Origin of the sequence: Mycetocola saprophilus (genome assembly GCF_000718085.1) — a bacterium.
In the GTDB taxonomy this organism is placed as follows: Bacteria; Actinomycetota; Actinomycetes; order Actinomycetales; family Microbacteriaceae; genus Mycetocola; species Mycetocola saprophilus.
In genome coordinates this window covers 1101541-1119398 of sequence record NZ_JOEC01000002.1, presented here as the reverse complement: position 1 = coordinate 1119398, position 17858 = coordinate 1101541, and the positions used below count along the sequence as shown (strand labels likewise).

At 67.0% G+C, this 17858-nt stretch carries 13 protein-coding genes; 10 read left to right on the top strand and 3 right to left on the bottom strand.

Translation table 11 applies throughout. From position 1 onward, the window contains the following. Nucleotide 1: 1 nt before the first annotated feature. Nucleotides 2-3361, bottom strand: a complete 3360-nt coding sequence (locus IE92_RS0110935) for a PD-(D/E)XK nuclease family protein (protein WP_051701590.1) — start codon at nucleotides 3359-3361, stop codon at nucleotides 2-4. Between the two features lie 181 nt (nucleotides 3362-3542). Here IE92_RS0110935 and IE92_RS0110930 point away from each other — a divergent pair, with 181 nt between their 5' ends. Next, entirely contained in the window at nucleotides 3543-3767 is a 225-nt protein-coding gene (locus IE92_RS0110930; RefSeq protein ID WP_030148536.1) for a DUF3107 domain-containing protein, read from the top strand. A gap of 99 nt (nucleotides 3768-3866) precedes the next feature. On the opposite strand, the gene IE92_RS0110925 is transcribed toward IE92_RS0110930, so the two are convergent. Next, a complete protein-coding gene (locus IE92_RS0110925) occupies nucleotides 3867-4559 on the bottom strand; it encodes a ferritin-like fold-containing protein (protein ID WP_051701591.1) in 693 nt (230 codons plus the stop codon). A gap of 164 nt (nucleotides 4560-4723) precedes the next feature. On the opposite strand from IE92_RS0110925, the gene IE92_RS0110920 reads away from it, so the two are divergent. Next, a complete protein-coding gene (locus IE92_RS0110920; protein ID WP_030148534.1) occupies nucleotides 4724-6274 on the top strand; it encodes a DEAD/DEAH box helicase in 1551 nt (516 codons plus the stop codon). 58 nt (nucleotides 6275-6332) lie between these two features. Here the strand turns inward: IE92_RS0110920 and IE92_RS0110915 are convergent, their stop codons facing one another. Further along, nucleotides 6333-7205 (bottom strand): PHP domain-containing protein, encoded by an 873-nt coding sequence (locus IE92_RS0110915; RefSeq protein WP_030148533.1) that lies wholly within the window; start codon nucleotides 7203-7205, stop codon nucleotides 6333-6335. Nucleotides 7206-7279: 74 nt separating this feature from the next. Here IE92_RS0110915 and IE92_RS0110910 point away from each other — a divergent pair, with 74 nt between their 5' ends. From IE92_RS0110910 to IE92_RS0110875, 8 genes are all read left to right on the top strand, one after another. Continuing rightward, a complete protein-coding gene (locus tag IE92_RS0110910; RefSeq protein WP_030148532.1) occupies nucleotides 7280-8302 on the top strand; it encodes an endonuclease/exonuclease/phosphatase family protein in 1023 nt (340 codons plus the stop codon). A 1055-nt stretch (nucleotides 8303-9357) separates the two neighbouring features. Continuing rightward, on the top strand, nucleotides 9358-10740 hold the full coding sequence (locus IE92_RS0110905) for an aminopeptidase P family protein (RefSeq protein WP_051701592.1): 1383 nt from the start codon (nucleotides 9358-9360) through the stop codon (nucleotides 10738-10740). A gap of 175 nt (nucleotides 10741-10915) precedes the next feature. After that, nucleotides 10916-11437, top strand: a complete 522-nt coding sequence (locus IE92_RS0110900) for a HEAT repeat domain-containing protein (RefSeq protein ID WP_030148530.1) — start codon at nucleotides 10916-10918, stop codon at nucleotides 11435-11437. A gap of 55 nt (nucleotides 11438-11492) precedes the next feature. Then, complete coding sequence (locus IE92_RS0110895; protein WP_030148529.1) at nucleotides 11493-12272, top strand: hypothetical protein; 780 nt, start codon at nucleotides 11493-11495, stop codon at nucleotides 12270-12272. Nucleotides 12273-12623: 351 nt separating this feature from the next. Continuing rightward, the gene (locus IE92_RS0110890; protein WP_211250778.1) at nucleotides 12624-13208 is read left to right on the top strand and encodes a Fic family protein; all 585 of its coding nucleotides are present in this window, start codon (nucleotides 12624-12626) and stop codon (nucleotides 13206-13208) included. Between the two features lie 167 nt (nucleotides 13209-13375). Continuing rightward, a complete protein-coding gene (locus IE92_RS0110885) occupies nucleotides 13376-14407 on the top strand; it encodes a LacI family DNA-binding transcriptional regulator (RefSeq protein ID WP_030148527.1) in 1032 nt (343 codons plus the stop codon). Between the two features lie 233 nt (nucleotides 14408-14640). Continuing rightward, nucleotides 14641-16347: a glycoside hydrolase family 13 protein gene (locus IE92_RS0110880; protein ID WP_030148526.1), complete on the top strand. Its 1707-nt coding sequence runs from the start codon at nucleotides 14641-14643 to the stop codon at nucleotides 16345-16347. A gap of 21 nt (nucleotides 16348-16368) precedes the next feature. Then, on the top strand, nucleotides 16369-17748 hold the full coding sequence (locus IE92_RS0110875) for an ABC transporter substrate-binding protein (RefSeq protein WP_030148525.1): 1380 nt from the start codon (nucleotides 16369-16371) through the stop codon (nucleotides 17746-17748). Nucleotides 17749-17858: the final 110 nt, after the last annotated feature.

The window sequence follows — 17858 nt, the reverse complement described above, 5'->3', positions numbered from 1 at the left end:
ATTACTCCGAGACGGCCGCGATGAGGTGGATACGGTAGGTCAGGCGGGTAAGGGGATCGTGCTCGCCCTCGCCGAAGACGCCGACGAAGGTCGCGGCGGCCATGCCGGTGCCCACGGTTTCCACGCGCTCCTCGAAAGCCGCAAGCTCCTCCTCGGTCTGGACCTCCTGGACGCGCTCGGCGTAGGCCTTGACCGTGGGGGTGCGTACGTAGAGCAGCATCGCGCCGCCCGAGCGTCCGGTGATCGGGTGGCGGCGGACCGCGGGCTCGGCGGGGGTCGCGGGCTCGGCGGGCGGGACGGCGACCGCGACAACGGGTGCCTCGGCGGTCGCGTCGGCTGGCGAGTCGGCCAGTGGAGCAACGTGAGCCTCGACCGGCGCGGCGGCCTCATCCGGAACCTCGGTATACACGGCCCCGCGGGTCAGCGCGAGCTGATAGGCGGAGAGCTGGGCGTGGGTCAGCATCGACTTCTGGGTGGGGATGCTGCGCCCGGTCTTGAGGTCGATGATCACGATCACCGGTTCGGTGTCCTCGCCGGTGGCCGGACGCCGCTCGATCCGGTCGATTGAGCCGCCGATGATGATCTGGCCCACCTCGAGGCGGAACCCGCCCTCGGTACTCAGCACCACGTTGCCCGCGCGCAGGGCGTCGGAGAGGTAGGCGGCCACACCCACCAGAGCCTCGTCCACCCCGGCGCGCTCGCGCTGAGCCAGCCAGGGCGCCTCAAATCTCAGCTCGCCCCAGCGCTCGGAGACGTGCTCCCACAGTCGTTCGGGGGCGATATCGGCGGGGGTGATCTGGTCGGCGGGGATCATCCCCGCGCGCTCAAACGCCTCGTGGATGATCGTGCCGATGCCCGCCGCCACGGTGCTCGGCGGGCGCGCCACGTCCTCGATAAACCAGTTCAGCGGCGACTTCTCGAACGCCTCCATCCGCGAGGGCGAGACCCGCACGCGTGCGTCGGGATCCTTGAGGTCCACCAGCGGTTCGGTGGTGGAGGGCTCTGCCAGGCCGTACCAGGAGTCCGGGGAGGCCCCGGCGATCCCCTCGTCCGACAGCCGGGCCAGCAGGCTTGCCGCCTCGGCCGCCTCCTCGGGACGCCCGGCCTCGTGAGCGCGCACCAGGCGGCGGCGCAGCGCGCCCACCATGCCGCGCAGGGTCAGCGGATACTCACCGGTCCCGGTACGCACGGGCGCACCATCGAGGGTCGGGAACCGAAGGAAGGGCGAGGGCTGTTCGTCATCGCCATCGGTGGTGGATACCACCAGCTGGGTGCGCGCCCGCGAACAGGCGAGAACAAAGAGGCGCAGCTCGTCGGAGAGGAGTTCGGCCCGCGCATCCAGCAGGGTCGTGGGCAGGCCCGCGACCACCTGGCTGAAGAGCTGCGGATACAGCAGCGCCCCGCGCAGCTGCAGGTTGGGCCAGGCACCGGCCTGCACCCGGGCGGCAACCACCACGTCGAACTCGCGGCCCACTACCGCGCTCGGGGTGCCGATCCAGACGGCCTCCCCGCGCGCCCGCGGTGCCAGCGAGTCCTCCCCCAGGTCGGCCTCGAGGAGCGAGTCGACGAAGATACCGGCGTCGGCATCGGGATCGCGTTCGGCCGCGCGCTTGGCCGCGGTGAACAGGGCGACCGCCGCATCAAGGTTGGTGTTGGCCTCCTCGGCAAGCAGGCCGCCCTGGCCCAGCTGAGTGGTCCAGGTTTTTTCCAAGCCGCTGCGATCCCAGACGATCCAGGCCAGCTCCTCGGCGCTGTTGCCCGCCGCATACCCCGCCCGCACCTGCGCCAGGGTTTCGGCGAAGCGCAGCGCGCGGCGGGCACCGGGGGTGTCGAGGGTCGCGAATCTTCCGGGGGCGGCGAGGGCTTCGATCAGCAGCTCATCCGATCCTCGGTGTCCGCCGCCCAGCAGCTCCTCGTGGCGCAGCGCGCGGCGCAGTCGGCGCAGACCGATCCCGTCGAAACCGCCCAGCGGTCCCAGCAGCAGCTCGGTGTAGCGGGCGGCGGTCACCGGGATGCGTTCGAGGGCCACCGCGAGCGCCAGGATCAGCGCCCGCGCCGCATAGCGGTCGCGCAGGGCTTCGCCGGCGGTCTCCGCCGAGGTGGGAACGTCGGCCATGGCCAGCGCCCGAGCCAGCACGGGAATGGACGCCGAGGAGCGCACCACGATCGCCATCTGTGACCAGGGCACCCCGTGATACACGTGGCGCTCGCGCAGCATCCGGGCGATCGCCTGCTGCTCGGCTGCCGGGGAGGACGCGCGAATGCGCACCACCGGCAGCGTGGGCGGAATCTCCCAGCGTTCCTGTTCGGACTCCTCGGTGGAGTGGACGGGGGCCTGCGCGGGCTGAGCGGGCAGCACCGAGGCCGCGCGACGATGCTCAACCCGCCCGGCGGCCCCCACCCGATCGCTCAGCTCGGTGATCACCGCGCGCAGCTCGGGACCATGCCGGTGCACCTGCGTCAGCGTGAACGTCTCCACCGGGGCACCCAGGATCAGGTTGAGCCCGCTGAGCGCCGCGGGATCGGAGCCGCGGAAGGTTGCGCTGGCCACATCGGGATCCCCAAACGCCAGGATCGTGGAGCCGGCGGCGGCCGCGGCCGCCAGGAATCCCAGCGTGCCCGGTCCCTGCTCCTGGAAGTCGTCCACGAGGATCAGGCGTGGGGCCGAAACGCGGCCCTCACGCAGCAGCGTGGTCGCCTCGGCGATCACCTCGGCGGCATCCAGCCGGGGCTGCGAATACTGGTCCATCACGTGCTCATAGCGGGCGATGAACGCGGCCGCCGCCACCCACTCGGGACGCTCGTGCTGGTGCCCCAGGTGGGCCAGCTCGGCGGGGCGGGTGCGGGTTTCCACGAGCCGCATCATCAGCTCCCGCAGTTCGGTGCGGAAACCACTGAGCGCCCGCACATCGGGTCCCAGGCTTTCGGGCCAGGCGGCACCCTCGTCCTCCACCTCTCCGGCCAGCAGGTCGGCGAGGATCGTATCCTGATCGGCGCCGGTCAGCAGCCGCGGAACGGTCACCCCATCGGCCACCGCGGCGGCCGTCACAAAACTAAAGGCCAGCGAGCCCAGGGTGCGCGCCAGCGGGCCCCGGGTGGGACGGTCGATGCGCAGCGCCAGGGTGTCCCGTAGCGCGGTGGCCGACCGGCGGTCGGCGGCCAGCACGACCACGTCGTCGGTGGGATAGCCGCGGGTGATAATCCGATCGGCCACCACCTCGGTCAGCGTGTGGGTCTTCCCCGATCCGGGCGCACCGTGCACCGCCGCGTGGGCACCATCGCGGAGATCCCGCACGGCACGCTGGCTGTTATCCAGGCTCGCGGACAACCGGTCTTGATCGAGGGGTTCGGATTCGCTCACGCTCCCACGCTAGCGTGAGCCACCGATATCCCCCGGAAGACACCGCCGATGCGGGGATCACCGGCCCGGCGAGGACGCGTGTTCGCTCTGGGCACGCGCGGATAACGGGTTTCGGTGGGTGGCGGTGTCGTACGCTGGAATCAACCCAGGATCCGTTCCCCGGCAACCGAAAGGCACCAACGTGGATATCCGTATCGGCATCATCAACAGCCCCCGCGAACTCGGCTTCGAATCCAGCCAGAGCGCGGCCGACGTCGAGAAGATTGTCGGCGACGCAATCAGCTCCGGCACCCCGCACTTCACCCTCACCGACGACAAGGGCAAGCGCTACATCGTGGCCACCGGTTCGGTAGCCTACGTCGAGATCGGTAGCGAGGAGACCCGTCGCATCGGGTTTGTTGGCTAATTAGTCGGCAGCAGTAAACGAAGCGCCCCACCAACACGGTGGGGCGCTTCGTTGTTAGTGTCGCTTCGATGCCGGGTATCGTGCGCCCGAATTGTGTGGCTAGGCGGTCAGGCCCAGCGCATCCATGCGCTGGGTGTGCCGGCCGATCAGCTCGGTAAACACCGGCTCGACCCGCTCGGGGGTGTTTCCCGGTGCCCGATCGGTGGTGTCGGTGCCCACCGGTTCGAGGCGCAGCGCCGCATGGCACACCAGCATGATGTCGCCCACCAGGCGGCGTCCGCTGAGAGCCAGGCGGTGGGCGCGACGGGGATCCTCGATGATCGCATCGCGCAGGATTCCCACCACCACCGAGGAGCCGTTATCGGCACCGAGAACGCGTTCCATCCGGGGGGCCAGGTCGGCGGGCAGGCGCGCGGCCAGGCCGCGGAAGAAGTCGTCCAGGAAGCCCTGGGTGATGTAGAGGCCCAGCAGTCCCTCGTTGATCGAGTCGCCGCGGGCGATGCCCAGCAGGCGATCAATCGCCGGCACGTAGGGGGCCATCAGCACCTGCGGATCCTCGCCGCGACGGCGAATCTCCCCGACCAGCTCATGATGCTTACGCAGCGCAAGCCCGGCGGGCCCCGCGATCAACTCGGTGGTCAGCAGGCGACCGCTGTCGCGGCTGATCGCCGAGTACTGCTGAAACACGGCCAGCTGCAAATACGCAGACTGTCCAAGGAAGTCGGAGGTGTCGGAGGCAAGCTCGGCAAAGTCCACCCGGGTGGTGGGAACCGTGCTCTCGCGCAGTACCACTTGGGATTCGTTTGAGGAGGGGCCACGCCGCCGAAACCAGGAAATCACACGCTCAGTCTACGCGTCCCGGTAAGCTGGGAGTGTCTCATCGTTGGAATGGGACCCTACGCCCGCACGCAGAATCCGTTGGCGTAGACCACATCACTGCATGACAGGCATTAAATATCGTGACTTTTCTTGAACTCGGCGTCGCCCAGGACATGGTGGACGCCCTCGCCGGTAAGGGAATTACCGCGCCGTTCCCGATCCAGGAACAGACCATCCCGCTGGCCATCGCCGGCCAGGACATCATCGGCCAGGCCAAGACCGGCACCGGTAAGACCTTCGGTTTTGGTCTCCCGGTGCTGCAGCGCCTCGGCGACAACCCCGAACCCGGCGTCAAGGCGCTGATCGTGGTTCCCACCCGCGAGCTGGCCGTCCAGGTGTATGAAGACCTGGTGCTGGCCGCCGGCAACCGTCCCACCAAGATCGCCGCCATCTACGGAGGCAAGGCCTATGAAGGTCAGATCGAGGAGATCAAGGCCGGCGCCCAGGTCATCGTGGGTACCCCGGGACGACTGATCGACCTCAACAACCAGCGCCTGCTCGACTTCTCCAAGATCCAGGAAATGGTGCTGGACGAGGCCGACAAGATGCTCGACCTGGGCTTCCTGGCCGACATCGAGCGCCTCTTCTCTAAGACCCCCGCCGAGCGCCACACCATGCTGTTCTCGGCCACCATGCCCGGTCCGATCGTCGCCCTGTCGCGCCGGTTCATGACCAAGCCCATCCACATTCGCGCAAGCGACCCGGATGAGGGTCTGACCCAGGCCAACATTAAGCACGTCATCTACCGTGCGCACTCGCTGGATAAGGACGAGGTCATCGCCCGCATCCTGCAGGCCGAGGGCCGCGGCAAGACCGTGATCTTCACCCGCACCAAGCGTGCCGCCGCCCGCCTGATGGACGAGCTCAACGACCGCGGCTTCAACGCGACCGCCGTGCACGGAGACCTCGGCCAGGAGCAGCGCGAGCGCGGCATGGCCGCATTCAAGGCGGGCAAGAAGGACGTGCTGATCGCGACCGATGTGGCCGCCCGCGGCATCGACGTGGACGATGTGACCCACGTGATCAACCACACCATCCCCGACGACGAGAAGACCTACCTGCACCGCGTGGGCCGCACCGGCCGCGCCGGGAAGACCGGTATCGCCGTGACCTTCGTCGACTGGGAAGACCTGCACAAGTGGGCCCTGATCAACAAGGCGCTGGAGTTCGGTCAGCCCGAGCCCACCGAGACCTATTCCTCCTCCCCGCACCTGTTTGAGGACCTCAACATCCCCGCCGGCACAAAGGGCCGTCTGAAGCCCGCCGCCCCGGCGGCCCCGCGCGAGGGTGCCGCCCGCAGCGGTGGTGCTCGCAGTGGCAACGGATCGCGTCCGGCACGTGGCGAAGGCCAGGGTCGCGGCGAAGGTCAGGCTCGTACCGAGCGTCCCGCCCGATCGGGTGAGGCCGGCGGAGACGCCGCTCGCCCCTCGCGTAACCGTCGTCGCACCCGCGGTGGCGGCGCGGCCGCCGGTCCCGCCGCCGGCGTCACCCCGGTTGAGGGTGCCCCGGTGACCGCCTCGGCACCGCAGGATGGCGAGGGTGCTCCGCGCCGTCGTCGTCGCTCGCGTGGTGGCCGCGGTCGCGGCGAGGGTGCAGCCCCCGCCGAGGCCGCTCCCGCCGCCGAATAGCCGCAGAAACACAACACCCGCCCCTCCAACTCGGAAGGGCGGGCGTTGTGTCTGTGGGCTAGCCGGCGATGATCGGGGCGAACCCGGTGGCCTCGGCCACGATCGCGTCCACCACCGCGCTCGGCGTGGTGTTCTCCCCGAGCCGGTTGGGCTTGCCGGCCCCGTGATAGTCGCTGGATCCGGTGAGCACCAGGTTGTAGCGGGCGGCCAGCGCGCGCAGCCACGACTTCCCCTCGGGGGTGTTCTCGCGGTGGTCGATCTCCATCCCGAACAGTCCCGCCTCTACCATCTCGGCAACCACGTCCTCGGGGATCAGGCGTCCCCGGGTTCCGGTGGCCGGGTGGGCGATGACCGGTACGCCGCCGGCCTCGCGGATCATCCGGATCGCCACGATGGGATCCGGCGCATAGAGCGGGATAATGTATCCGCTGCGTGGGTGCAGGATGGTGTCAAACGCGGCGCTGCGATCGGTGGAGTGGCCGCGGGCCACCAGCGCGTCGGCGATGTGTGGACGCCCGATCGAGGCCCCGGGGGTGGTCTGGGCGAGGACGTCCTCCCAGGTGAGGTCATAGTCCACCCGAATGTTTTCCACGATCTCGGCCGCGCGTGTCTTGCGGGCCACCCGGATCCGCTCGGTTTCGGCCAGCAGCGCCGGATCGGAGGGATCAAACAGGTAGGCGAGCATGTGCACGCTCATGCCGTTATGCCGGGTGCTCAGCTCCATCCCGGGAATCAGGTTCACCCCCACTTCAGGGGCCGCGACCATCGCCTCGGGCCAGCCCGCGGTGGTGTCGTGATCGGTCAGCGCAACCGTGCCCAATCCGGCCTGAGCCGCCGCCCGCACCAGTTCTCCGGGGGTTTCGGTACCGTCGGAGATACTCGAATGAGTGTGCAGATCGGCGGGACCACGGAGGGAGGATTGCAGGGGCATACTGACCAGTGTAGGCCGCATGCTCAGCATCCTCCCGGGAACTCCCAGATTTCGCCCGATATCCTGACCGGGTCATGTTCAAGTTCCTCGGCGCTCTCCTCACCCTTGCGGTTGCACTGGGCCTGCTCATCGTGACCTGGCCCCCGCTGTTTGGTCTCCAGACCACCGTGGTCGTCGCCCAGATCACCGCGATGCGTGGCCTCCTGGTGGCCTGCTGCGTCGCCGCGCTGATCCTCTTTTTAATCATCGGGATCATTCGCCCGCTGCGCGGATTCGCCGGCAGCATGGCCGTGGTCATGTTCCTCGGAGCCGTGGCCAACACCGGCATCCTGGTGTACCGCGGGTTTGACAACGATGCGATGCCGGCAAAAACCGAGAGCAGCATCAACGTGCTCAGTTGGAACACCAAGGGTAACGCGATGGGTTCGGCCACCATCGCCAAGCTCGCGCTGGACTCCGGGGCGGATATCGTCGCCCTGCCCGAGACCCGCAATCAGACCGGACTCGAGGTGGCCGCCGCGATGAAGGCCGCCGGCAAACCCATGAACGTGTTTACCGAGTCGTTTGGCAAGATTGCTGCCGCCAGCTCAACCACGGTTTTGGTCTCCCCCTCGCTGGGCGCGTACACGCAGGCCAGCAGCAACGGCGTGGGTGCCTCGAACACGCTCGTGGTGCCCAGCGTGGTGCTCCGTCCCGCCGACGGCCGCGGCCCCACCATCATCGCCAGCCACGCTGTCTCCCCCTCGACCCCGCAGATGCACAACTGGCGCGAGGACCTGGCCTGGCTCGCCGCGCAGTGTGACGCCGAGAACGTCATCATCGCCGGCGACTTCAACGCGACCGTGGACAGCATGGCGGGCCTCGGCCGCGACGGCGCCGCGCTCGGGCGCTGCAATGACGCGGGCCTGGCGACCCGCACCGCAGCCCTCGGCACCTGGCCGACCAACATTCCCGCACTGCTGGGATCCCCGATCGATCACGTCTTCGCCACCCCGGTCTGGGACATCGCCGGCATGAAGGTACACAGCGAGTTCGATCAGGCGGGCAGCGATCACCGCCCGATCACCGTGCGCCTGGAACCGGCCGCGGCGGACTAGCCCCGAACTTCGTTCCGGATATGCCTCGGATTCTCAGCTAAGTCTCGTTGGTTTTCCATAGCCGTGGCCTCGTCCGCGACATAACCTTCAACAAGGTATCGCCTCGTGCCCCCGACGTTGACGTACCGTCACATTCGGACGAAAACGAGGTTTTCACAATGAACTATGGAACGACACACAAACCCTGGACGGAACGGCTCGAATCACTCGATGTCTCCGCTCTGATTCCCACGCCAGCACTCGCCACACTCGCCACGCTGCTCATCGATTCGGGAGAGCGCGGCTGGCCCGCACCCGGCATATTTCCCGGCGAGACGAGCGGGATCCGCATTGAGTGGCAGTCCGCCCTCTGGGTGGTTGTTTTCGAGGTTGACTCTTCGGGCAGGTATTTTCTTGGATACATCCCGGTGGAGCCACCCGCCGAGCCCGCGAGTATCTCCACTCGGGATGCCACTCGACTAAAAACCTTTATCAGCACACACGTTCATGACTAGCGTGCACTGCGAGTATCTTCTGCCCGGTGAGAACATCCCTGACGTCCCGGACGAGCTCTGGTTACGGGCCTGTTTTGATACACCGAACCTGATTGATCCAGTGACCGGAGTAGTAAGTAATCTGATGTTCGCATGGGGAACCCTAGACGACGGAAAGCTCTCCGGCGCGCGTTCAAGACGAACGACGCCTGGACGTATGTACCAGCACCTCACCCAGGTAAACGCCCATCCCGTCCATCACATTCGTGGGTTGGTGTCAGCCTCGCTCTGGATGCTCGAGCTTCATTTACACGACGATTTCTCAATCCTTCAACGCGAAACGCTGCCGCTTCCAGGGCACGCCTACCTCGACGTTCAACACCTTGCGCGCGGCGGATCGCACCGCGCAAAAATTGTACGGGAGACGGTTAGGGCTCGACTCCTTCACCACTCACGGGTTGTGCATGAGTCCGAGGCAGGTTCTCGCTAGGATCAACCCGCGACACCGCGGTGAGCGAGCCAAGGCGGACAGACACGCCAGGTGCTTCAAACCGGGGCACGAACAGTGCGAGAATGTAAAGCATGACTACCAGTAGCGAAGAGACCAAGGACGCCCGATCCACCACCCCCGGATCCGATCGCTTCCAGGACTATATTGGGTCCCAGTGGGCCGACCGCACGGATGAGCTCCCCACCGCGCGCGTCCAGGCGGCGTTTGCCGAGAGGCGCCGCGCCGAGGTGAGCGCCGCGTTTACCGGTGCCCGCGTGGTGATCGAGGCCGGCGACCCCAAGCAGCGCTCCAACGACACCGACTACCCGTTCCGCGCCCACTCGGCCTTTGCCCACCTGACCGGCTGGGGTGCCGACTCCGAGCCCGGTGCCGTGCTGGTGTTTGAGCCCGCGGGCGAGGGTCACGAGATCACCCTGTACTTCCGCGAACGCGCCGGGCGCGACTCCGACGAGTTCTACGCCAACCACGCGATCGGCGAGTTCTGGATCGGTCCGCGCCCCTCCCTGGCCCAGGTTGCCGCCGACCTGAACCTGGCTACCGCCCACCTGGATGAGTTTGTGGCCACCGACTCGGACCTGCGCATCGACCACGACGAGGACCTCACCCGGTTCGTCTCCGAGCTGCGCCTGGTCAAGGACTCCTTCGAGATCGCCGAGATGCGCGAAGCAGTGAACGCCACCGCCGGTGGATTCGACGCCTTCATCGCCGAGCTGCCCCGCATCATCGCCTCCCCGCGGGGCGAGCGCGTGGTCGAGGGTGTCTTCAACACCCACGCCCGCGAGCACGGCAACACCGTCGGTTATGACACCATCGCGGCCTCGGGATCCCACGCGTGCATCCTGCACTGGACCCGCAACGACGGCGCGGTCACCCCGGGCGAGCTGATCCTGGTGGATGCCGGCGTCGAGGTCGAGAGCCTGTACACCGCGGACATCACCCGCACCCTGCCGATCAACGGCACCTTCACCGACGTGCAGCGCAAGGTCTATGAGGCCGTGCGCGAGGCAGCCGATGCCGCCCTGGCGATCGTGCGACCCGGCATCGTGTTCAAGGAGATCCACGCCGAGGCCATGCGCGTAATCGCCGAGAAGACCGCCGAGTGGGGCATGCTGCCGGTTTCGGCCGAGGAGTCGCTGCTGGTGGAGAACCAGTACCACCGCCGGTACATGGTGCACGGTACCAGCCACCACCTGGGCATCGACGTGCACGACTGCGCCCAGGCTCGTCGCGACTTCTACCACGAGGGCATCGTCGAGGAGGGCATGATCTTCACGATCGAGCCCGGCCTGTACTTCCAGAACGACGACCTGACCGTGCCCGAGGAGTTCCGCGGCATCGGCGTTCGGATCGAGGACGACATCCTGGTCACCGCCGACGGTGCCGAAAACCTCTCGGCACACATCCCGCGCACCGCGGACGATGTCGAGGCGTGGATCGCGCGCCTGAACGCCTAGGCACTCGGGCATCGCCCCGGCCGTATCCCGCGAAACGCTGATGGGCTTCCCGGGTGGCCGTCCACTTCGTAATCGCCGTCGGTTCGCACCGGCGGCGATTGCGTTTTGGGCACCCCGGCCGATCGTTTTGCTCGAGACCCTGGCATCTCCGGACGCAAGCGCGCAGAATAGAGGCATGACCGCCACCGTGGATCTGATCGATGCCTTCCGAAGCGCCGACCCCGATCGTCGCGCCAGACTCCTGCGCGGCTGCGAAGCCGGTGCCGACTCCGACCGGGTCGACTTCCTGATCACCCTGGTTGAGGACAGCGCCGAGGATCCGGCCGTGCGCACCGAGGCCGCCCGTGCCCTGGCGCTGATCGCGGCGATCGACGGGGAGGAGCCCGGCCGTCTCTTCGATGAAGAGCTGGATACCGCACGCAATCTGATCGGCGAGATCCTGGCCGGCGTGGCCAACCGCGATCCCGATGAGGACCTCCGAGTGTGGGCTCTGCGCGGACTCGCGCGCTGCGATCTGCCCGACTCCGCCATTCGTGTGCTCGTGGGACTGGCCCTGGCCGAGCGGGAGGATCCGCTGCTGCGCACCCTCGCCGCGGCGGCCGTCTACGCCCAGGCCCCGGAATCGGTGGTCCGCACCGAGGCCCTCCCGGTTTTTGATCACGACCCGATCCTCGCCGGCGGGCCACACACCGCCTAAGCACCCTCGCGGTAACACCCTTGTTACGGCTGCAACATTGATGTTACGTTGAGGCATGGACGTCTCCACCCTCATCAGCCAGCTGGGCGCGCACCCCACCTCAACCGCGCGCGCCACCGGTCTTTCGCGAATGACGATTCAACGCGTTCGCGATGGTGCGTCGTCTCCCGAGCTCAAGACACTGCGGGAGTTCGCGCTGGCCGCCGGACTCGATGTGCACCTGACCCTGGTTCCCGCGAGTGACCCCGGTGCCGCCATCGCCGCTCGGGCACTGCTGGATCCCACCTTTACCGGCGTCCTCGACTCGGAGAAGGACACCTCGACCGGTATCTCGGCGGCAGATGTTCAGGAATGGACCACCCGCTTCGAACGCTGGGGTGCCCGCACGCCTCCGGAAATTATCGAAACAGCCGGGCGCTATGCCGCCCCGCAGCATCGCGCCGGCGCGGGCTTCTTTTCACCGCGCCCGGGGTTTAGCTCGGCGCGCATGATGAAGCTGGCGCACTCCACCGGCGTCGCCGCCCGGGGCCACTACGCCCTCTCGGGAGTTCCCGTGGCGGACTTCTATCTCGATCAGGCGTCCACGCCCGGCCCCCTGATCCTCTGGTCCGAGAATGCCGACGCGGCCTCTGAGATTCTCGGCCAGACCCTGGTGCGCGCGGATCGCTACCAGCCCGGAGGGGTCCTGGTTGCGGCGGCACATCCGGCCTACCTGATCGATTCCATTGAGATCCCCGAGACCGGACACCGGCTCGTCTCCCCCATTCAGACGGTTCTCGATCTGCACGGCTTGGGTTTCGGCGCTCTGGCCGAGGCGATCACCGAGGGGTGGTGACCGGCGATGAACCCACGCGGAAACCGGCAGACTCTCCTCGCCGATCCGTCAGAACCCTGGGGACGTGGCGCGCAAGACTACCTACAACGCCGTGCGCCGCGACAGGGAACACATCCGCGGGACACCCCCAGCCCCGTTCCCGAACCCACAACCACTCGGCCGCGTGCTCGGCAGGGTGACCCGGCACGCCAGATCACCACCGGGCGGGTCAGCTGGGACCCTTCTCGGGTCAATTTTGATCTCATTCCCGCCTCACCCACATCCCGTGCACTATTTCGCCTCCAGAAATCATTACCAACGCTGATCTGGAATGCCGCGGCTCTCGAGGGCAATACGTTCACCCTCCCCCAGGTGAGGACGCTGCTCGAGGGAGTAACCATCGGCGGCAAACCACAGGCCGAGGCAGACCAGATCCTGGCGCTTAGCGAGGGGATGGACATCATGGTGAGCGAGGTTCGCGCGGGGACGTTTACACTGCGCAAGGAACTCTCGGACCGAATCCATGCGGCGGTTGCACGCCACGAGGCCATCGAGGCGGGCAATTTCCGCGGCGAAGGGGACGTCACCGGCGGCGGAACCGTCCTGTTAGCACGGGGTGGTCGAATCGATGGAGACCCCACCGGCTCCGGAGGCAACGCGCTTGTGTCCGATCACGCAAATCTTCTCGCCGCCCTATCGGCCCTCCGTGATCCCCGGGCGAAAGCCCTGGTCTACTGCGCCTCGGCCACTCGCTCCCAGTTTTACTTTGACGGCAATAAGCGCACGGCAAGAATCATGATGACCGGCGCCCTGATCCAGGCGGGATTCGAGGCCGTCAGTATTCCGTTTATTCGGCGAGAGGAATACAATTTCGCCCTCGATACCCTGTTCACCACGGACGATGCCACCGAACTGATCGAGTACCTGACCACCTGCGCGCCGATCAGCGCGGGCTAGCCGAGCCCGTTCGAAAGCACCGCCCCCTTGCGCCACGCCGGTCCTCGGCACCGGTTTGGGATTATTCTGGCCGCACTCCGGGGCTAATCGGGGATGAATTTGCTCTCTCAGACCGAATCTACGCAAAAGACTTACTTTCTATTGCAAGAACTTGCTAGTGTGGCGACATGTCACGAAGACTCGCTGAGGTAGCCCGCAAGGTAGGCGTGAGTGAGGCGACCGTCAGTCGCGTCCTCAATGAAAAGCCGGGGGTATCCGAGACCACCCGCAATGCGGTACTCACCGCCCTCGACGTGCTGGGGTATGAGCGCCCCTCCAGCCTGCGCGGGGAGCGTGCTCGCCTGGTGGGCCTGGTCCTGCCCGAACTCCAGAACCCGATCTTCCCCGCGTTTGCCGAAGTGGTCTCCGGGGCGCTCGCCCAAAATGGCTACACCCCGGTGCTGTGCACGCAGACCACCGGCGGGATCTCCGAGGCCGACTATGTGGACCTGCTGCTCTCCCAGCGGGTGTCCGGGGTAGTGTTCTCCGGCGGCGCCTACGCGGAGACCGATGCCAGCCACGAACACTACGACCGCCTGACCGAGCTCGGCCTGCCGTTTGTCTTTGTTAACGCCCTGGCCGAGGGCCTGGATGTCGCCACGGTTTCCTGCGATGATGCGGTCGCGATGGAGCAGGCACTGGTCCATCTGCACCAGCTCGGGCACACCCAGATCGGCCTGATTCTGGGCCCCAAGGACCATGTGCCCTCACGGCGCAAGTATCAGGCCGCGCTGCGCTGGGGTGCCGCGAACGGCGTGGACTTCACCGGCAACCGGGTCATCCACTCGCTCTACTCGCTCGAGGCCGGGCAGGTTGCGGCGACGCGTCTGCTGCAGAAAACCGATGCCACCGCCTTCGTCTGCGCGAGCGACCTGCTGGCCCTCGGCGCGATCCGTGCGGTGCGCCGGGCGGGCCTCAACGTGCCGGCCGATGTGTCGGTGGTGGGCTACGACGACTCCGCCCTGATGAACGCGGTCGAGCCCCCGCTGACCACGATCCGTCAGCCGATCGAGACGATGGGACGCATGGTGGTGGAGCTCCTGCTGCGTCAGATCGGCGAGGATTCGGCCACCCGGGACGAGTTCCTGTTTGAGCCCGAACTGGTGGTTCGCGGCTCCACCGCGCCGATGCGCACCCGCTCCGCGCGCAAAAGAGAGTAAATCTTTGTAAATTTCTTACGTTCTGTGTCCTTCTTGCGTGATTCTGTCGCTTCCCTTACATTTAGGTTTCAACAACGGCGTTGGTCGGGTTCCTGCCCCAACCGGTACACGAGTGACGCCACGGATTACGCACAGGAAACAGAGGCGCTGGTTTGTCCAGGACCGTTGAACACCACAAGACCACCGCGGTCGACTCCCCCGAGGCCCTCGGTGCGGAGACCCCCGAGGCGTCCATCGACGCGCTCGGCACCCTACTTACTCCCTCCGCCAACTCCTGGTGGCGCGGGGACACGATCTATCAGATCTACCCCCGCTCGTTTGCCGACGGCAACGGCGACGGCACCGGCGACCTCCGCGGAGTCCGTCAGCGCCTGCCGTACCTCAAGGAACTCGGCATCAACGCGATCTGGTACACCCCGTGGTACGAGTCCCCGCTGGCCGATGGTGGCTATGACGTGGCCGACTACCGCCGGATCGACCCCGCCTTCGGCGACCTGGCCGAGGCCGAGGCGCTGATCCAGGATGCGCTGGCCCTGGGCATCCGCACGATCGTGGACGTGGTCCCCAACCACGTCTCGGCCGCGCACCGCTGGTTCCAGCAGGCCCTGGCTGCGGAGCCCGGCTCCCCCGAGCGCGCCCGCTTCTGGTTCCACCCGGGACTCGGCGAGAACGGCGATCAGCCGCCCACCCACTGGCCCAACAATTTCGCCGGCCCCACCTGGACCCGCCTCACCAACGAGGATGGCACCCCGGGCGAGTGGTACCTGCACCTGTTTGATCCCGAGCAGCCCGACCTCAACTGGTCCCACCCCGAGGTGGTCCAGGAGCACGAGGACATCCTGCGCTTCTGGTTCGACCGCGGCGTGGCCGGCATCCGGATCGACTCGGCGGCCCTGCTGGTGAAGGACCCCGCCCTCCCCGAGATCCCCGAGAACCCGGGTCCCGGCGAGCACCCCAACACCGACCGCGACGAGCTGCACACGATCTACCGCGGCTGGCGCCGGGTGGCCGAGGAGTACCGCGACCGGGCACCGCTGGGAGGCCGCGCGCTGATCGGCGAGATCTGGCTGCCCGATGCCGAGCGCTTTGCCGCGTACCTGCGCCCCGACGAGATGCACACCGCGTTCAACTTCGACTTCATGACGCGGCAGTGGAAGGCCGAGGAGCTGCGTGCCTCGATCGACCTGATGCGTGATGCTCACGCCCCGATCGGCGCCCCCTGCACCTGGGTGCTCTCCAACCACGACGTGACCCGCGTGGTCACCCGCTACGGCCGTGAGGACTCCTCGTTCGAGTTCCTCAAGAAGCGTCGCGGGATCCCCACCGACCTGGCCCTGGGTACCCGTCGTGCCCGCGCCGCCGCGCTGCTGACCGCCGCGCTGCCCGGTTCCCTCTACATCTGGCAGGGCGACGAGCTCGGCCTGCCCGAGGTTGAGGATCTGCCCGATGAGGAGCGTCAGGACCCGATGTACCACCGCTCGAACGGTGTGGATCCGGGTCGCGACGGCTGCCGCGTGCCGCTGCCCTGGTCCGGTCAGGAACCCCCGTTCGGCTTCGAACCCGAGGGTTCCACCGCGCCGACCTGGCTCTCCCAGCCGGCCGACTGGAACACCTACACGGTCGAGGCACAGCGCAAGGATCCCGGATCGATGCTGAACCTGTACCGCCGGATGCTGGAGTTCCGTGAGCGCGATGCGGCGCTCGGAGACGGCCCCTTCCGCTGGCTCACCGCGTCCGACCACGCGGGCTTCGGCCCCGAGGTGCTGGCCTTCGCCCGGGCCGACGGATTCATCAGCGTCACCAACTTCTCCGGTGAACCGTTCGCGCTGCCCGAGCGCGCCCAGCTCCTGCTTTCCAGTTCCCCCCTCGAAGGCGGTCTCCTGCCCGCCGACACCACCGCGTGGCTTCGGCTCACGCAGCACCCCTCCCGCACCAACTAATCACAACGAAAGGCAATGACAATGAAGTCACCCATTAAAGCGTTGACCCTCACGGTCTCCGCTCTGGCAGCAATCGGCCTCCTGGCCTCCTGCTCAAACGGCGCCAACCCGGGCGGCGGCGAATCAGCCGACGGCCAGGTTGAGCTCTCGGTGGTCAGCCTGATCCCCGGAACCGAGCAGGCGGCATTTGACGCCTTCAACAACCAGGTCAAGCAGTTCGAAAAGGCCAACCCGGACATCAAGATCAAGCCGGTCGAGTACGAGTGGAAGGCCGACACCTTCCCCGCGCTGCTCGCCGGTGGCACCCTGCCGATCGTCTACACCATCCCCTTCACCGACGGTCAGACCCTGATCGAAAACGGTCAGATCGCCGACATCACCGAAGAGGTCAAGGCGCTGCCGTTCTACGACAAGTTCAACAAGAACGTGCTCTCGGCCGGCACCGACGACAAGGGTCACATCTTCGCCGTCCCGCGCGAGGCCTACGGTAACGGCCTGCAGTACAACCGCGACCTGTTCACGCAGGCGGGCCTGGACCCCGACAAGCCGCCGACAACCTGGGATGAGGTCCGCGCGGCCGCCAAGACCATCTCCGAGAAGACCGGTGCAGCCGGTTACATGCAGATGACCCAGGGCGCCACCGGTGGATGGCAGACCACCGTGGCCACCTACGCCCACGGCGGCCGCATGGAGGAGATCAAGGGTGACAAGGTCACCGCGACCCTCGACACCGACGCCACCAAGAAGTCCCTGCAGTTCCTCAAGGACCTGCGCTGGGAGGACAACTCGATGGGCTCCAACTTCCTCTACGACTGGGGAACCATCAACAAGGCATTCGCCTCGGGCCAGATCGGCATGTTCACCGGCGGAAGCGACCTCTACACCGCGCTGATCCGCGAGAACCAGATGGACCCGGCGCACTACGGCATCACCACCCTGCCGCTCGAGGGCAAGGACGGCGCCGTGCTCGGCGGCGGTACCCTCTCGGTGGTCAACGGTAAGGCCAGCGAGGCGCAGAAGAAGGCCGCCGTCAAGTGGATCAACTTCTACTACCTGCAGAAGTACCTGGACAAGGACGCGGCCATCACCGATGCCAAGACCCTCGCCGCGGCAAACCAGGCCGTGGGAACCCCGGCTCTGCCGATCTTCGACAAGGCCACCCTGGATGAGTCTCGCGAGTGGATCAAGGACTACATCAACGTCCCCCAGGACCAGGTAGCCCCGTTCACCTCGAAGATCTTCGACCAGCCGCTGGTGATCGAGCCGACCAAGAGCACCCAGGACATCTACGGCATCCTCTCGCCGGTGGTCCAGGCAGTCCTCACCGATAAGAACGCCGACATCGACGCCCTGCTCAAGCAGGCAAACGCCGACGCCCAGGCGGTCCTGGACCGCGGCTAGCACCACCGGTTTCACCGCGGTTCACGCCGCACAGCTAGTATCCGCGAGCATCGGGCTCTCGCATCGCCGCGATGCGGGAGCCCGGGCAGACGCATCACCTCAATGCGCAC

Coding starts and splice junctions, on each gene's coding strand:
- IE92_RS0110915 (WP_030148533.1), bottom strand. CDS start 7,205: ATGCCCCTGCAATCCTCCCTCCGTGGTCCCGCCGATCTGCACACTCAT.
- IE92_RS0110910 (WP_030148532.1), top strand. CDS start 7,280: ATGTTCAAGTTCCTCGGCGCTCTCCTCACCCTTGCGGTTGCACTGGGC.
- IE92_RS0110905 (WP_051701592.1), top strand. CDS start 9,358: ATGACTACCAGTAGCGAAGAGACCAAGGACGCCCGATCCACCACCCCC.
- IE92_RS0110900 (WP_030148530.1), top strand. CDS start 10,916: ATGACCGCCACCGTGGATCTGATCGATGCCTTCCGAAGCGCCGACCCC.
- IE92_RS0110895 (WP_030148529.1), top strand. CDS start 11,493: ATGGACGTCTCCACCCTCATCAGCCAGCTGGGCGCGCACCCCACCTCA.
- IE92_RS0110885 (WP_030148527.1), top strand. CDS start 13,376: ATGTCACGAAGACTCGCTGAGGTAGCCCGCAAGGTAGGCGTGAGTGAG.
- IE92_RS0110875 (WP_030148525.1), top strand. CDS start 16,369: ATGAAGTCACCCATTAAAGCGTTGACCCTCACGGTCTCCGCTCTGGCA.